The organism is Bacteroides sp. LFL-34 (assembly GCF_027257075.1).
GTDB classification, from domain to species: Bacteria; Bacteroidota; Bacteroidia; order Bacteroidales; family Bacteroidaceae; genus Bacteroides; species Bacteroides ovatus.
Genome location: NZ_JAPQKZ010000013.1, coordinates 40,426 through 55,396 on the forward strand (window position 1 = coordinate 40,426; position 14,971 = coordinate 55,396).

Genomic DNA, 14,971 nt, shown 5'->3' on the forward strand with positions numbered 1-14,971 from the left:
ATAAAAACAATGTACGCTATATTTTATAAAGAATGGATAAAGACACGGTGGTATTTTCTACTTGCCGTGCTCGCCACACTTGGTTTTACAGGCTACTGTATGCTCCGCATCAACCGGGTGGTAGAAATGAAAGGGGCTGCTCATGTGTGGGAAGTGATGCTGCAACGAGATGTCATCTTCATTGATATGTTGCAATATATCCCTCTGATTGCGGGAATTTTGATGGCTATTGTGCAGTTTGTTCCCGAAATGCAGCGCAAATGCCTGAAACTGACTCTCCATCTGCCTTATCCGGAGTTGAAGATGACAGGTAATATGCTACTTTCGGGATTAGTGTTGCTACTTGTCTGCTTCGCTTCCAATTTTCTGTTGATGGAAGTATACCTGAATGGAATACTTGCCCATGAACTGAAGAACCACATATTGCTCACCGCTTTAACGTGGTATCTTGCCGGGATTTCCGGCTATCTGCTTGTGGCCTGGATCTGCCTTGAACCGGCATGGAAACGTCGTATTCTGAATCTCATTATCGCAGTATTATTACTCCGAATCTTCTTTCTGTCGCCCACACCGGAAGCATATAACAAGTTCCTCCCTTATTTAGTGGTTTATACATTGTTGACAGCTTCTTTCTCGTGGCTTTCTATCGTACGATTCAAGGCCGGAAAGCAGGACTAGGAGCAATTAAAAATTAAAGACTAAAAATTAAAAGATTGAGTAATGAGACGTTTCAGTACTATATTATTATATGTAACCATCGCTTTTCTGCTTCTCTGGCAGTTGCCCTGGTGTTACAATTTCTTTGTCGTAAAGCCGGAGAAAACTCCCTTTACCCTGTACAGTTTCGTAATTGGCGATTTCGCACAGATGGGACAGGAAGAGGGAAAAGGAAGCGTGCGTCGCGACCTGGCAGGTAATATTTATTCGGAAGCAGCTTTCGACAGTATCCTGCCTATGTTTTATTTTCGTCAGTTGATGTCCGATGAGCGTTTTCCGGATACCATTAAAGGGATAGCAGTAACTCCTAAAATGGTACAGACGGAGAATTTCAACTTCCGCAGTGTACCTTCGGATATCAATGCGCCTTCCATCGGACTTTATCCTCTGATGGAATCCATGTCAGGACGTGTAGACCTGAAAATGCCGGATGACGTATTCCGCATCACCTCCAAAGGAATCGAGTTTATCGACATGGCCTCCAACAGCGTAAAGGAAGACAAGAGTCTTCAGTTTACCGAAGCTATGACTAAAAAGGAGTTTCGTTTCCCGGCAACAGAGATCGTAGGAAATCCAACGGTGAAAAAGGAGTATGACGAAGGTTATCTTCTATTGGATGCCGACCGCCGTCTGTTTCATCTGAAACAGGTGAAAGGGCGTCCGTATGTTCGTGCCATCACCTTGCCTGAAGGACTGACACTGGAACATCTGTATCTGACAGAGTTCAGAAATAAGAAAACACTTGCGTTCATGACCGATGTCAACAATGCTTTCTATGTACTGCAGAGCCGGACATACGAAGTAGTGAAAACAGGAATTCCTGTATTCAATCCCGAAACGGATGCATTAACCATCATCGGTAATATGTTCGATTGGACGGTACGTGTGACTACTCCGACCTCTGATAATTATTACGCATTGAATGCCGACGATTATTCATTGATTAAAAAATTAGAGAACGCATCGTCTACTCATTCCATGCCCGGTATTACTTTCACATCTTATACTGATAAATATGTAATACCACGTTTCGAATAGTATTCCCATATTGAATGTAACAGTTGTAAGGGACTATCAAAAGTCAATCTATTAAATATGACTTAGGGTAGTCCCTTACAGTTTTCTTCCCATGCGTGTATAGGAAACAAAAAGAATTACAATCTTTTCTTCTGTAAGTATGGGCTTTTTCCGGCAAGAAAGTTTATCTTTGCCGACTCATTCAAATATTCAGACCGCAATTGCTTCTGCATTATACACAAACAAATACGGTAAAACGAAAAAACTCAAATTAAAAACCGTATGAAAGTTTACAAAGCATTTGCTTTCCTAAGTATCTTCATCATATTGTTCTATAATTGTTCGCTCCCTGCTAATGACGAAGAAAAAGGAGATTCAGAGGGAGAGGATACAGTTACCTCCGAACTTCCCTGGGAAGGAGAGATGGACAAATTCACCATCAATTCTAAAGAAGGAATCCATCTGAATGATCCATACGAAGACGCCGGAACAGCTTATGTCACCATTCCTTCCACCTCTGTAAAAAATACCCGTTGGGAATTTGGAGTTCACCTCACCTTTAATCCTTCCGCTAACAATTATGCACGATTTTATCTGACTTCTTCCTCAAACATTCTTTCCGGTAATTTAAACGGTTATTATATTCAGATAGGAGGAGCCAAAGATAATGTAACTCTTTATCGTCAAAACGGAGACCAATCTAAACTACTGGCTTCGGGAAGAGAGTTGATGAAAGGAGACTCTTCACCGAAACTATATATAAAAGTAGAACGTGACAATAATGGTTACTGGACTTTTTGGACACGACGTGAATCCGAGAATGAATACGTAAAAGAAAAACAAATAAAAGATACCGATATACAAACTTCCCGCTACTGCGGTATATACTGCATTTACACCAAAACCCGCTGTAAAGGATTTACATTTCATCACATACAGCTATCTAATAACGTAGAAACGGACACTACACCTGATGAAACACCCGATCATCCCGGAACAGACATTCCAGATAATCCGAACACCCCCGAATTACCGAAAGATGTGAGAGGTATGCTTCTTTTCAATGAAATCATGTATAACAATGCTACTGATGGTGCAGAATATATAGAAATCTACAATCCGACTGAACAGGCTATCATTTTACCGGCACTTTATCTATATAAGATGTATAAAGACGGGGCAATATACAATACTACCATCCTTCAAAATGAAAGTCCTTCTACTCCCCTAACCATTCCTGCCAAAGCATATCTTTGCTTCACGAAATACTTCAACAGAGTTGTTCAGAAACATAAAGTCGGTGGAGAAAATATAATAATTATACCGAACTTCCCGGCACTGAACAATAATGGCGGGTATCTGGCACTTTCAAGTAGTAAAGAGACTGCACCAGGACATACTTTTGACACTTGTTGTTTTAGAGATGAAATGCACACCATTGATAAAATAACCGGCGTTTCGCTTGAAAAGAAATCTCCGGAGTTGTCCTCGCTCAACAAAAACTGGCGTTCCTCCAAACATGCCACCGGAGGCACACCCGGAATAAAAAATATGTAAGAGTATGTATATCTATGATAAATTCCCTACATTTGTAGGCAAAGTAAACAAGTTCCGGATATTCATCCTCAAACGAATTTAAACAGCAGATATGAGTCCAGCCGTTATATCTATTACTACTGTGGCATACTTTATCATCCTGTTCACTATCTCTTATATAGCAGGACGCAAAGCCGACAATGAAGGATTCTTTGTAGGAAACCGTAAATCAGCCTGGTATATCGTTGCCTTTGCCATGATCGGTTCCACCATTTCCGGAGTCACCTTCGTTTCCGTTCCGGGTATGGTACAGGCAAGTCGCTTTTCTTACCTGCAGATGGTGCTGGGATTCATAGTAGGACAAATTATCATTGCATTTGTACTTGTTCCCCTCTTTTATCGCATGAATCTGGTTTCCATTTATGAATATCTGGAGAACAGGTTCGGAAGCTCTTCCTACAAGACGGGAGCCTGGTTCTTTTTTATTTCAAAGATGCTAGGGGCAGCCGTCCGACTCTTTCTCGTATGCCTGACATTGCAGTTTCTTATCTTCGAACCTTTCCATCTTCCTTTCCTGTTGAACGTAATTCTTACGGTATTTATCGTATGGCTTTACACTTTCCGCGGTGGAGTGAAATCATTGATATGGACGGATGTTCTAAAAACATTCTGCCTGGTAGTGTCGGTTGTACTTTGCATCTATTATATTGCTTCCAGCTTGCATCTGAATTTCAGTGGTTTGGTTAGTACGATTTCAGACAGTGACTTTTCCAAGACATTCTTTTTTGACGATGTTAATGACAAACGATATTTCTTCAAGCAATTCCTGGCAGGAGTATTCACCGTTATTGCCATGAACGGGCTCGACCAAGATATGATGCAGCGCAATCTTAGCTGCAAGAACTTCCGGGACTCACAGAAGAATATGATTACCAGTGGAATCTCACAGTTCTTTGTCATTCTGCTTTTTCTGATGCTAGGAGTACTGTTATATACGTTTACAGCACAGCAAGGCATTGGGAATCCGGAAAAAAGCGACGAGTTGTTTCCGATGATTGCTACCGGAAATTATTTTCCCGGCATAGTCGGAATATTATTCATTATCGGACTGATAGCCTCCGCCTATTCTGCAGCGGGTTCTGCCTTGACGGCACTGACCACTTCCTTTACTGTAGATATTTTACATGCACAGAAAAAAGGAGAGGCGGCACTTAGCCAAATACGCAAACATGTACATATCGGTATGGCAGTTGTGATGGGAGCAGTCATTTTCGTATTCAATCTGCTGAACAACACGAGTGTGATTGATGCGATTTACACATTGGCCAGTTATACGTATGGCCCTATCTTAGGACTGTTCGCTTTTGGCATCTTCACCAAGAAACAAGTTTATGATAAATATATTCCGTTGGTAGCTATCGCTTCTCCTATTCTTTGCTATATCCTTCAAAGAAATTCGGAAGCATGGCTCAACGGTTACCAAATTAGTTACGAGTTGTTGATAATCAATGCCCTGTTCACATTCCTTGGACTTTGTTTGTTCATCAAAAGACAAGACAAAGAAACATCTTACACAACTCATACTACAAAACAAAAAGTAAAATAATGAAAACAACAATCAACTGTTTTCTTCCTTTCAGCCGGTTGGAAGAAACTGTGCAAACAGTTAAGGAGTTACGTGCATCGACGCTGGTAGACAAAATTTATTTATTGGCATCGCCAATTACCAATGTCTGTATTCCCGGATGCGAACTCATCTCTGTAGAAAAAATGCAGTCTACACAAGCAATGCGAGCTATTGCAGAACATTCTGATAAAACATATACCTTGCTCTATACCAAACACACTGCACTAAAAATAGGCATGTTCGCTCTTGAAAGAATGGTTCAAGTAATGGAAATGACCCAAGCTGGCATGGTATATGCAGACCATTACCAACAGATAGACGGTGTGCAAAAAACAGCTCCGGTCATTGATTACCAACCCGGTAGCCTGCGTGACGACTTCAATTTCGGCTCGGTTTTACTGTTCAATGCCAACGCATTCAAGGAAGTTATAGAAAATACGGAAGAGGAATATCAATATGCAGGCTTGTATGATTTGAGACTCAAAATATCCCAAAAGAGCAAACTGGTACATATCAACGAATATCTATATACCGAAGTAGAAAGTGACAAGCGGAAAAGCGGTGAGAAGCAGTTCGATTATGTAGACCCTAAAAACCGTCAGGTACAGATCGAAATGGAACAGGCATGCACCAACCATTTGAAGGAAATTGGCGGATATCTTTATCCTATCTTCCGTCCTGTAGACTTTTCTTCCCACACTTTTGAGTATGAAGCTTCTGTCATTATACCCGTACGCAACCGTATTCGTACAGTCAAAGATGCCGTACGCTCGGCACTGAACCAGCAAACGACCTTTCCGTTCAATGTCATTGTCATCGACAATCATTCGACAGACGGGACCAGTGAAGTTCTCCGTGAACTTAGTTCGGACAAGCGCCTGATTCACGTCATTCCCGAAAGAAATGACCTCGGTATAGGCGGATGTTGGAACATAGGTATCCATCACGAGAAATGTGGAAAGTTTGCCGTCCAACTTGATAGCGATGACGTGTATAAAGACGAACATAGCCTGCAAATCATCATTGATACTTTCTATAAACAGAAATGTGCAATGGTAATCGGCACTTATATGATGACTAACTTTGATATGCAGGAAATTGCCCCCGGCATCATCGATCATAAGGAATGGACACCCGACAACGGACGAAATAATGCATTACGTATCAACGGTCTGGGAGCTCCCCGTGCATTCTACACGCCCATTCTTCGGGAAATCAAAGTCCCGAACACAAGCTATGGAGAAGATTATGCCCTTGGATTGAAAATTTCACACGATTATCAGATAGGCAGAATATACGACGTGATTTACCTTTGCCGCCGTTGGGAAGGCAACTCGGATGCTGCACTGCCTGTTGAGAAAATCAACCAGAATAATCTATATAAAGACCGACTTCGTACGTGGGAATTGGAACAGCGCATCCTGCAACAAGAAACGACATTAGAGAAAATTCAGCAAAGTATCGAACGGTTATTCCAAAAGCAAACTCTTTCTTGGGAACTAGCCAAAGAGAATTACCAGGCATTGAAACAGTATCGGTCACGAACAAAAGAAATATCCAAATGGTTTGGTAAGCAATATTTAGATGCGAACCTATTCCTTAATCCGAAACGTATTCTTTCGACTACCGCACAGACAGATACTGCCTCCATTCACTCACGGCCTTGCTTCCTCTGCCAAACAAACCGACCGCAGGAACAAGAATTCATCAGTTATAGGAATTATCAGATACTGGTTAATCCCTATCCCATATTTAAACACCACTTTACAATTGTAGATAAGGAACACAAGTCGCAATCCATAGCCGGGCGTTTTAAAGATATGATAGAATTCACCGACATAATGAGAGAATACTTCCTTTTGTATAATGGACCGGAATGTGGAGCTTCCGCTCCCGATCATGCCCATTTTCAAGCTTGCAGTAAAGAGGAAAGTATGCAGGGATCATATTACGATCACATAGATTTAATAGATAACGACAAGGTGCGAATTAGTTATGAAGATTTCCCGTACAGTTTCATCAGGATTCAGGCGAAAAATAAGAAAACAATGTCGAAAACCTTTCATCTGATTTACGACATTTTAGCTGCCAATAACAACGGAAAAGAACCAATGATGAATATTCTTGCCTGGTATGGTTTGGAAATCACCAAAGAGCATTTTGGAAAGAACTACGACGATCAATTTGAGTCAGTGGCCGAACACCCTTACAATTGTATTATCTTCTTACGCAGCAAACATCGTCCTGATTGCTATTACGCAAAAGGAGACGAACAAATTCTCATCAGTCCTGCTATTGCTGAAATGAACGGCATATTCCCTATAGTACGTGAAGAGGATATGAAGAAACTGACTCCTGAAAAAGTATATGATATCTATCGGGAAGTATCTATATCCAAAGAAAAACTGCAAAAAATACTAGAACGTATTAAAGCTGTATTATGACTCAACCTCAAATAACAGTCGGTATCCTTTCCGGGAAAGAGATTGAATTCTCTTTCCCGGTGAAATTTAGTTCTTCTGTCGGAACGAAAATTTCCGGAACACAGAAAGTTATTTATCAGGATGGGAAGATTCATTGGCAAGGGAAAGAGTACGACGAATTATCCTTCATTCCTCCACAAAATGCACATGCTTTCTTTGAACTGAAAGATGTGACCATCGGAATCAACTTCCATTGGGAACGCAAAGAAGTCCAGAAATTCAAAGGGGAATTAAAGATTATCATCGAAGGAGAACAACTAACCGCCATCAATGTGATTTCCATTGAAGAATATCTTACCAGTGTAATTTCATCAGAGATGAGCGCAACAGCTTCTTTAGAACTACTAAAGGCTCACGCCGTCATCTCCCGAAGCTGGCTACTCGAAAAAAATAAAGAATTAAGAATGAAGAATGAAGAATTTAAAAGAACTTTGCAAAAAGACAGCGCAGCCAATTCTTCATTCTTCATTCCTAATTCTTCATTTATTAAGTGGTATGACCATGAAGCACATAGAAATTTCGATGTATGTGCCGATGATCATTGCCAGCGTTATCAGGGAATTACACGAGCCTCAACACCACAAGCCATCGAAGCAGTCTCCGCCACGCGGGGGGAAGTGCTGATGTATAAAGGAGTGATTTGTGATGCCCGTTTCTCTAAATGTTGTGGCGGAGCTTTTGAAGAGTTCCAAAATTGTTGGGAAAACGTAAAGCATCCTTATCTAATCAGACAACGGGATAGCAAGACTGAAAAACAACTTCCCGATTTGAACATAGAGGCGGAAGCTGATAAATGGATACGTACCTCACCTGTTGCTTTTTGTAATACGCAGGATAAGAAAATTCTAAGCCAAGTACTAAACAACTACGATCAGGAAACAGCAGACTTCTATCGTTGGAAAGTCAGTTATACCCAACAAGAACTTTCAACACTGATTCATCAACGTTCGGGAATTGACTTCGGACAAATTCTGGATTTAATTCCTATAGAACGGGGAACATCCGGACGTCTTGTCCGACTAAAGATTGTAGGAACCTTACAGACACTCATCATTGGAAAAGAGTTGGAGATACGCCGTACCTTATCTACTTCCCATCTGTATAGTTCCGCCTTCGTAGTAGACAAGGAATATGAGGAAAAAGGACATAAAGAGGATAAAATCCCTTCACGATTCATCCTTACCGGAGCCGGATGGGGGCATGGAGTAGGACTTTGCCAGATTGGTGCTGCCGTAATGGGAGAGCAAGGTTACAAATATGAAGAAATACTGTCTCACTATTACCCCGGCAGTACGCTCGAGAAACAATATCAATAAAAAAGAATAATACCATGACAACCCCCACTATAAAAAGAAATCCCTGGAGCTGGATACCCACCCTCTACTTCGCAGAAGGGCTGCCATACGTAGCGGTAATGACGATTGCTGTTATCATGTACAAGCGTTTAGGATTATCCAATACGGAAATAGCCTTATACACTTCCTGGCTCTATCTTCCCTGGACTATCAAACCGCTATGGAGTCCATTCGTCGACCTGGTGAAAACGAAGCGTGCCTGGATTATTGCCATGCAAGGTTTCATCGCTGCCGGATTTGCAGGAATAGCCTTCTTTATTCCGACTGCTCATTATGTACAGTTGACTCTTGCTTTTTTCTGGCTGTTGGCGTTCAGTTCCGCTACGCATGACATCGCTGCAGACGGTTTCTATATGCTCGGGCTCAATAATAAAGAACAATCTTTCTTTGTCGGTATTCGAAATACGTTTTATCGGCTTGCCAATATTTTCGGGCAGGGAATTCTAGTCATGCTGGCAGGATGGCTGGAAACATCACAGAACAATATTCCCTTGGCATGGAGTATTACATTCTACCTCCTTGCCGGATTATTTCTGGCTCTTACTATCTATCATCGACTTATCCTCCCCCATCCTGATTCGGACATTAAACGTCCCGGACTCACACCGGGTAAGTTGTTGGGGGATTTTCTCCTGACCTTTGTCACATTCTTTCAGAAAAAGAACCTCGGTCTCATGTTCTTTTTCCTCCTCACCTATCGGTTGGGAGAATCACAGTTAGCCAAAATAGCTTCTCCTTTCCTGCTCGACACGACCGATAAAGGTGGACTGGGTTTATCCACAGCAACTGTCGGAATGATCTACGGTACGATAGGTGTCATAGCTTTATTGCTCGGTGGAATCATTAGTGGTTTCCTCGTTTCCCGTGACGGATTCAAGAAATGGATATTACCCATGGCATTAGCCATCAACATTCCCGATCTATTATATGTATGGATGGCTGCCGCCACCCCGGACAATCCTATATTTATAGCCATTTGTGTAGCGATCGAACAGTTGGGGTATGGTTTCGGCTTTACCGCTTATATGCTATATCTGATTTATATAGCAGAAGGTGAACATAAAACGGCACACTATGCTATCGGAACCGGATTTATGGCACTGGGCATGATGATTCCCGGTATGCCTGCCGGATGGATACAGGAACATCTCGGATACACAAACTTCTTTATCTGGGTTTGTATTTGTACCCTGCCCGGTATCGTCGCCTCATTAATGATTCGCAACCGACTGGAGGATTCTTTCGGAAAGAAACAATAAAAAACTCAAAGATATGATACTCATTGCAGATAGTGGTTCTACCAAAACCGACTGGTGCATCGTTTTCAACGGCACCCCAATCAAACGAATGGGAACGAAGGGAATTAATCCCTTCTTCCAATCAGAAGAAGAAATTCAACAAGAGCTGACACATTCCCTCCTGCCACAACTACCGGAAGGAACGATCAACTCCGTCTTTTTTTATGGTGCAGGCTGCACTCCCGAAAAAGCTCCCGTCCTCCGGCGGGCTATTGCCGACAGCCTGCCCGTCATCGGGAACATCAAAGCCTACTCGGATATGCTTGCCGCTGCCCGCGGACTATGCGGACATGAAGCAGGGATTGCCTGCATCCTCGGCACAGGTTCCAATTCCTGTTTCTACAACGGTAAAGAGATTGTCAACAACATCTCCCCTCTTGGATTCATCCTGGGAGATGAAGGAAGCGGCGCAGTCTTAGGAAAACTACTGGTAGGCGATGTACTGAAAAACCAGCTTCCACCCGCCATCAAAGAAGCTTTCTTAAAACAGTTCGACCTGACGGCTCCCGAAATCATCGACCGGGTTTATCGCCAGCCTTTCCCGAACCGTTTTCTGGCCAGTCTCTCCCCTTTCCTTGCACAGCACTTGGAAGAACCGGCTATCCGTTCACTAGTACTCAACAGCTTTATCGCTTTTCTCCGCAGAAACGTGATGCAATATGATTATAAGCAATATCCGGTACATTTTATTGGTTCCGTAGCTCACTGTTACAAGGAGATTTTGCAGGAGGCTGCGCAAACAACAGGTATTCAGATCGGTAAGATTCTTCAAAGTCCGATGGAAGGGCTGATTCAATACCATCAACAATAATTCTTTTACCTATTGTAATTTATAACCAGTAATTATAAAAATGCAGATAACCGAACAACCGTCACTTTACGATCATCTGGAAAAGAAATCTGTGCGAGAGATATTAGAAGATATCAACCAGGAAGATCAGAAAGTAGCATTAGCCGTACAAAAGGCTATTCCACAAATTGAAGAGCTTGTCAATCAGATTGTGCCCCGCATGAAACAAGGCGGACGCATCTTTTATATGGGGGCCGGCACAAGCGGTCGCCTGGGAGTATTGGATGCTTCCGAAATTCCTCCTACTTTCGGAATGTCTCCCAACTGGATTATCGGACTGATTGCAGGAGGCGATACAGCCCTGCGCAATCCGGTAGAAGGAGCCGAAGATGATGAAAATCGAGGTTGGGAAGAACTCGTCGAACACCAGATCAACGAAAAAGACACCGTTATCGGCATTGCTGCTTCCGGCACTACCCCGTACGTAATTGGTGCTTTGCGGGAAGCCCGTAAACACGGTGTCCTGACAGGTTGTATCACCAGCAATCCCGATTCTCCAATGGCGGCAGAGGCAAATGTCGCCATCGAAATGATTGTAGGGCCGGAATATGTGACAGGCAGTTCCCGGATGAAATCGGGTACCGGACAGAAAATGATTCTGAATATGATTAGTACGTCGGTGATGATTCAACTCGGACGGGTGAAAGGAAATAAGATGGTAAACATGCAGCTTAGTAATCATAAACTGGTAGAAAGAGGCACCAGGATGATTATGGAGGAACTAGGATTAAATCATGACCATGCACAAAAATTGTTACTGTTACACGGTTCGGTTAAGAATGCAATTGACGCTTACCGATATTCTCAAGATCATTAAAATCTCTACTTACTCTTGTTTAACCAACTTATATTATACGCATCACATACCAATCTTATTAATACGGAATATGACACATTAACCATTATTATTCATCCGACAGCCTCATAGATACAATACAAAAAGATTTTGAAACAAAATCAAAAACATTTATTGAACAAACCGGTTTGTTCACACTTCTTCATTTTATCTCCGAAGAAAAAACTTCAAGAAAAAGTAAATTGGTATCAACAGTATAAATAATTGAAACATACCCAAAGCCCGTTCTTATCAATACCAACTATCTTTGCATCGTGTCACAGTACAGACAAAAATAAACCATTTTTGGAATTTAAGACACAAAGAAGATAATTTCATTAAATATAGTATTTATGAAGAAGGATATTTGCATCATTTTGAGCCTGCTGTTATATACTTTTCAATTACCAATTATCTACAAAGTAGAATATCCGGTTACAGTGAAACGTAAGATCAATGATTAACAACAAATTATTAAATATTGAAACCATGAAAAGATTATTTCTATTCTTCTACCTCTCTGTTGTGAGTATAGCAGCATTTGCCGCTGAACAATTCGTAGTATTCACACCGACCGATAATCATTTTCCGTTGATATCCCAAGGAGTTCCTTGTCCGATATATGTAGATTCTTCCGAAGACAAAGGAGTGATGATAGCTGTCGGCAATCTTCAACAAGATATACTGCAAGTATGCGGAACGAAGCCTGTGCTCTTAACAAACGTAAGTTCGAAACACTGTGTCATTGTAGGTACCTATAGTACTCCTTTTGTAAAAAAACTGATAGCTGCAAACAAAATAGATAAAAAAGAGCTGGAAGGGAAAAACGAGAAATATATCCTGCAAGTTGTCACTAATCCCTGTGAAGGAGTAGATGAAGCAGTGGTTATCATCGGCAGCGACAGACGCGGTACGATCTATGGTATCTATGAACTGTCTGAACAAATGGGGGTATCTCCTTGGTATTGGTGGGCAGACGTCCCTATCCGAAAGCAACAGAATGTATATGTAAAGCCGGGACAGTATACAGACGGAGAACCTGCGGTGACCTACCGCGGTATCTTCCTGAATGATGAAGCGCCCTGTCTGACCGGTTGGGTAAAACAAACCTACGGCACAAACTACGGTGACCACCGTTTTTATACACAAGTTTACGAACTGATACTGCGCCTGAAAGGTAATTTCCTTTGGCCTGCCATGTGGAGTTGGGCTTTCTATGCAGACGACCCGGAGAATAGTAAGACTGCTGATGAAATGGGAATCATCATCGGTACATCCCACCACGAACCAATGGCACGCAACCATCAGGAATGGTCACGCAAGCGCAAAGAATATGGTGCATGGGATTATACAACTAACAAAAAAGTGATCGATCAGTTTTTCCGTGAAGGTATCGAACGGATGCAGGGCACAGAAGATATCGTAACCATCGGTATGCGCGGAGACGGTGACGCAGCCATGAGCGAAAACACCAACGTGAAACTGCTGGAAGACATAGTAAAGAACCAACGCAGAATCATTGAAAAGGTGACTAAACGTCCTGCCAAAGAAACCCCGCAAGTCTGGGCACTATACAAAGAAGTACTGGATTACTATGATAAAGGTATGCGTGTACCCGATGACGTAATCATGCTATTGTGTGATGACAACTGGGGAAATGTATGCCGCCTGCCAAATGCCAAGGAACGTAAGCATCCGGGCGGTTGGGGCATGTATTACCATGTAGACTACGTAGGTGCTCCGAGAAACTCCAAATGGCTGAACGTAACCCCTATACAAAATATGTGGGAGCAACTTCAACTCACATACGATTACGGAGTAGAAAAGCTGTGGATACTGAATGTAGGCGATTTGAAACCAATGGAATATCCGATCACGCTCTTCATGGATATGGCATGGAATCCCAAGCAATTCAACGTCTCCAACTTGCTGGATCATCCCCGTCGTTTCTGCGCACAGCAGTTTGGCGAAGATCAAGCGGATGAAGCTATGCGAATCTTAAACCTGTACAGCAAATATAACGGTCGCGTAACGGGAGAAATGCTCGACCGGAATACTTATAACCTGGAGACCGGCGAATGGAAACAAGTATCTGATGAATATCTGAAACTGGAAGCGGAAGCTTTGAGACAATACATATCATTGAAACCGGAATATAAAGATGCCTACAAGCAATTAATCCTCTTCCCTGTTCAAGCCATGGCAAACCTGTACGAGATGTATTATGCACAAGCCATGAACCATAAATTGTACAAAGAAAACAATCCGCAAACTAACGAATGGGCAGATAAAGTGGAACAGGCTTTTGCACGGGATAAAGCATTGAGTGACGATTATAACAATGTTATGTCCGGCGGTAAATGGAAGAACATGATGATTCAGAAACATATCGGTTATACCTCATGGAATGATAATTTCCCCGCTGATACACTACCACAAACCTACCGAATCGAAAATCCGGAAAAGGCTGTCGGTGGATACGTCTTCACCGGGAAAGACGGATATGTAGCTATGGAGGCCGAACACTATTACAGCACTAAAGCAGCACCAGGTACGGAATGGACAGTGATCCCCTACATGGGACGAACCCTTAGCGGCATGGCTCTGATGCCTTATACCCAGCCGACCGACGGAGCTTCTATCTCCTACAAAATAAAATTGCCTAAAGGAGTCGACAAAGTGACTGTTCACGTGATAGTGAAATCGACTCTTGCTTTCCACGACCGGAAAGGACATGAGTACAGTATCGGATTCGAAGGGGCGAAGGAACAGACTATCAATTTCAATCAGAATTTGAATGAACTTCCCGAAAATGTGTATAGCATATACTATCCGACAGTTGCAAGACGTATCGTCGAGAAAAAGGTCAAACTGAATGTGCCGAATACATCAGACGGCATGCAGACACTAATTTTCAAACCTCTTGATCCGGGCATCGTGCTGGAAAAGCTAGTTGTAGACTACGGAGGCTATAAGAAATCTTATCTGTTTATGAATGAATCGAAAAGCAAGAGAGATAATAGATAAAAAGATCAATGTAGAGACAAGTCAATTACTACACACTGATTGTATTTACATATAAATTGGTTCTTAATCAAATTCCGTGCTAGTAAAGCTCATTGAAAGGCCGATGGATAAAGGGATATCGGCATATTAGAAATAGCAAATAAATTATCCAAACTATATGCATCTTAAAGTACTCCGGAATAGCCATGAATAAGGTAATTGAACATAAATAAGTAGCACGGAATTT

At 42.1% G+C, this 14,971-nt stretch carries 10 protein-coding genes; all 10 read left to right on the forward strand.

All coding sequences use genetic code 11. The annotated features are described in order from the left end of the window. The first annotated feature begins 9 nt into the window (after positions 1–9). The 10 genes from N5O98_RS09895 (at position 10) to N5O98_RS09940 (ending at position 14,745) form a co-directional block, all read left to right on the forward strand. Positions 10–678 carry a hypothetical protein gene (locus N5O98_RS09895; RefSeq protein WP_004305102.1) on the forward strand — a complete coding sequence of 223 codons (669 nt, stop codon included), beginning with the start codon at positions 10–12 and terminating at the stop codon, positions 676–678. Between the two features lie 42 nt (positions 679–720). Next, on the forward strand, positions 721–1,755 hold the full coding sequence (locus tag N5O98_RS09900) for a DUF4857 domain-containing protein (protein WP_008776471.1): 1,035 nt from the start codon (positions 721–723) through the stop codon (positions 1,753–1,755). Between the two features lie 261 nt (positions 1,756–2,016). Continuing rightward, positions 2,017–3,291 carry a hypothetical protein gene (locus N5O98_RS09905; RefSeq protein WP_008776472.1) on the forward strand — a complete coding sequence of 425 codons (1,275 nt, stop codon included), beginning with the start codon at positions 2,017–2,019 and terminating at the stop codon, positions 3,289–3,291. A gap of 91 nt (positions 3,292–3,382) precedes the next feature. Then, positions 3,383–4,876 carry a sodium:solute symporter gene (locus N5O98_RS09910; protein ID WP_118161206.1) on the forward strand — a complete coding sequence of 498 codons (1,494 nt, stop codon included), beginning with the start codon at positions 3,383–3,385 and terminating at the stop codon, positions 4,874–4,876. Next, positions 4,876–7,341: a DUF4922 domain-containing protein gene (locus tag N5O98_RS09915; RefSeq protein WP_004309648.1), complete on the forward strand. Its 2,466-nt coding sequence runs from the start codon at positions 4,876–4,878 to the stop codon at positions 7,339–7,341. Before N5O98_RS09910 ends, N5O98_RS09915 begins: the two co-directional genes overlap by 1 nt. Continuing rightward, positions 7,338–8,696 (forward strand): SpoIID/LytB domain-containing protein, encoded by a 1,359-nt coding sequence (locus N5O98_RS09920; protein WP_118161205.1) that lies wholly within the window; start codon positions 7,338–7,340, stop codon positions 8,694–8,696. The genes N5O98_RS09915 and N5O98_RS09920 overlap by 4 nt, the downstream gene beginning before the upstream one ends. 14 nt (positions 8,697–8,710) lie before the next feature. After that, positions 8,711–9,994: an MFS transporter gene (locus tag N5O98_RS09925; protein WP_004309646.1), complete on the forward strand. Its 1,284-nt coding sequence runs from the start codon at positions 8,711–8,713 to the stop codon at positions 9,992–9,994. Positions 9,995–10,007: 13 nt separating this feature from the next. Then, positions 10,008–10,844 (forward strand): hypothetical protein, encoded by an 837-nt coding sequence (locus N5O98_RS09930; RefSeq protein WP_004309645.1) that lies wholly within the window; start codon positions 10,008–10,010, stop codon positions 10,842–10,844. Between the two features lie 40 nt (positions 10,845–10,884). Further along, positions 10,885–11,700 carry an N-acetylmuramic acid 6-phosphate etherase gene (murQ, locus tag N5O98_RS09935; protein WP_004309644.1) on the forward strand — a complete coding sequence of 272 codons (816 nt, stop codon included), beginning with the start codon at positions 10,885–10,887 and terminating at the stop codon, positions 11,698–11,700. 507 nt (positions 11,701–12,207) lie between these two features. Continuing rightward, positions 12,208–14,745 (forward strand): glycosyl hydrolase 115 family protein, encoded by a 2,538-nt coding sequence (locus N5O98_RS09940; RefSeq protein ID WP_032855951.1) that lies wholly within the window; start codon positions 12,208–12,210, stop codon positions 14,743–14,745. Positions 14,746–14,971: the final 226 nt, after the last annotated feature.

What these genes read in the sequence shown, in the direction of transcription:
- N5O98_RS09895 (WP_004305102.1), top strand. Translation starts at nt 10, where the DNA reads ATGTACGCTATATTTTATAAAGAATGGATAAAGACACGGTGGTATTTT.
- N5O98_RS09900 (WP_008776471.1), top strand. Translation starts at nt 721, where the DNA reads ATGAGACGTTTCAGTACTATATTATTATATGTAACCATCGCTTTTCTG.
- N5O98_RS09905 (WP_008776472.1), top strand. Translation starts at nt 2,017, where the DNA reads ATGAAAGTTTACAAAGCATTTGCTTTCCTAAGTATCTTCATCATATTG.
- N5O98_RS09910 (WP_118161206.1), top strand. Translation starts at nt 3,383, where the DNA reads ATGAGTCCAGCCGTTATATCTATTACTACTGTGGCATACTTTATCATC.
- N5O98_RS09915 (WP_004309648.1), top strand. Translation starts at nt 4,876, where the DNA reads ATGAAAACAACAATCAACTGTTTTCTTCCTTTCAGCCGGTTGGAAGAA.
- N5O98_RS09920 (WP_118161205.1), top strand. Translation starts at nt 7,338, where the DNA reads ATGACTCAACCTCAAATAACAGTCGGTATCCTTTCCGGGAAAGAGATT.
- N5O98_RS09925 (WP_004309646.1), top strand. Translation starts at nt 8,711, where the DNA reads ATGACAACCCCCACTATAAAAAGAAATCCCTGGAGCTGGATACCCACC.
- N5O98_RS09930 (WP_004309645.1), top strand. Translation starts at nt 10,008, where the DNA reads ATGATACTCATTGCAGATAGTGGTTCTACCAAAACCGACTGGTGCATC.
- murQ (WP_004309644.1), top strand. Translation starts at nt 10,885, where the DNA reads ATGCAGATAACCGAACAACCGTCACTTTACGATCATCTGGAAAAGAAA.
- N5O98_RS09940 (WP_032855951.1), top strand. Translation starts at nt 12,208, where the DNA reads ATGAAAAGATTATTTCTATTCTTCTACCTCTCTGTTGTGAGTATAGCA.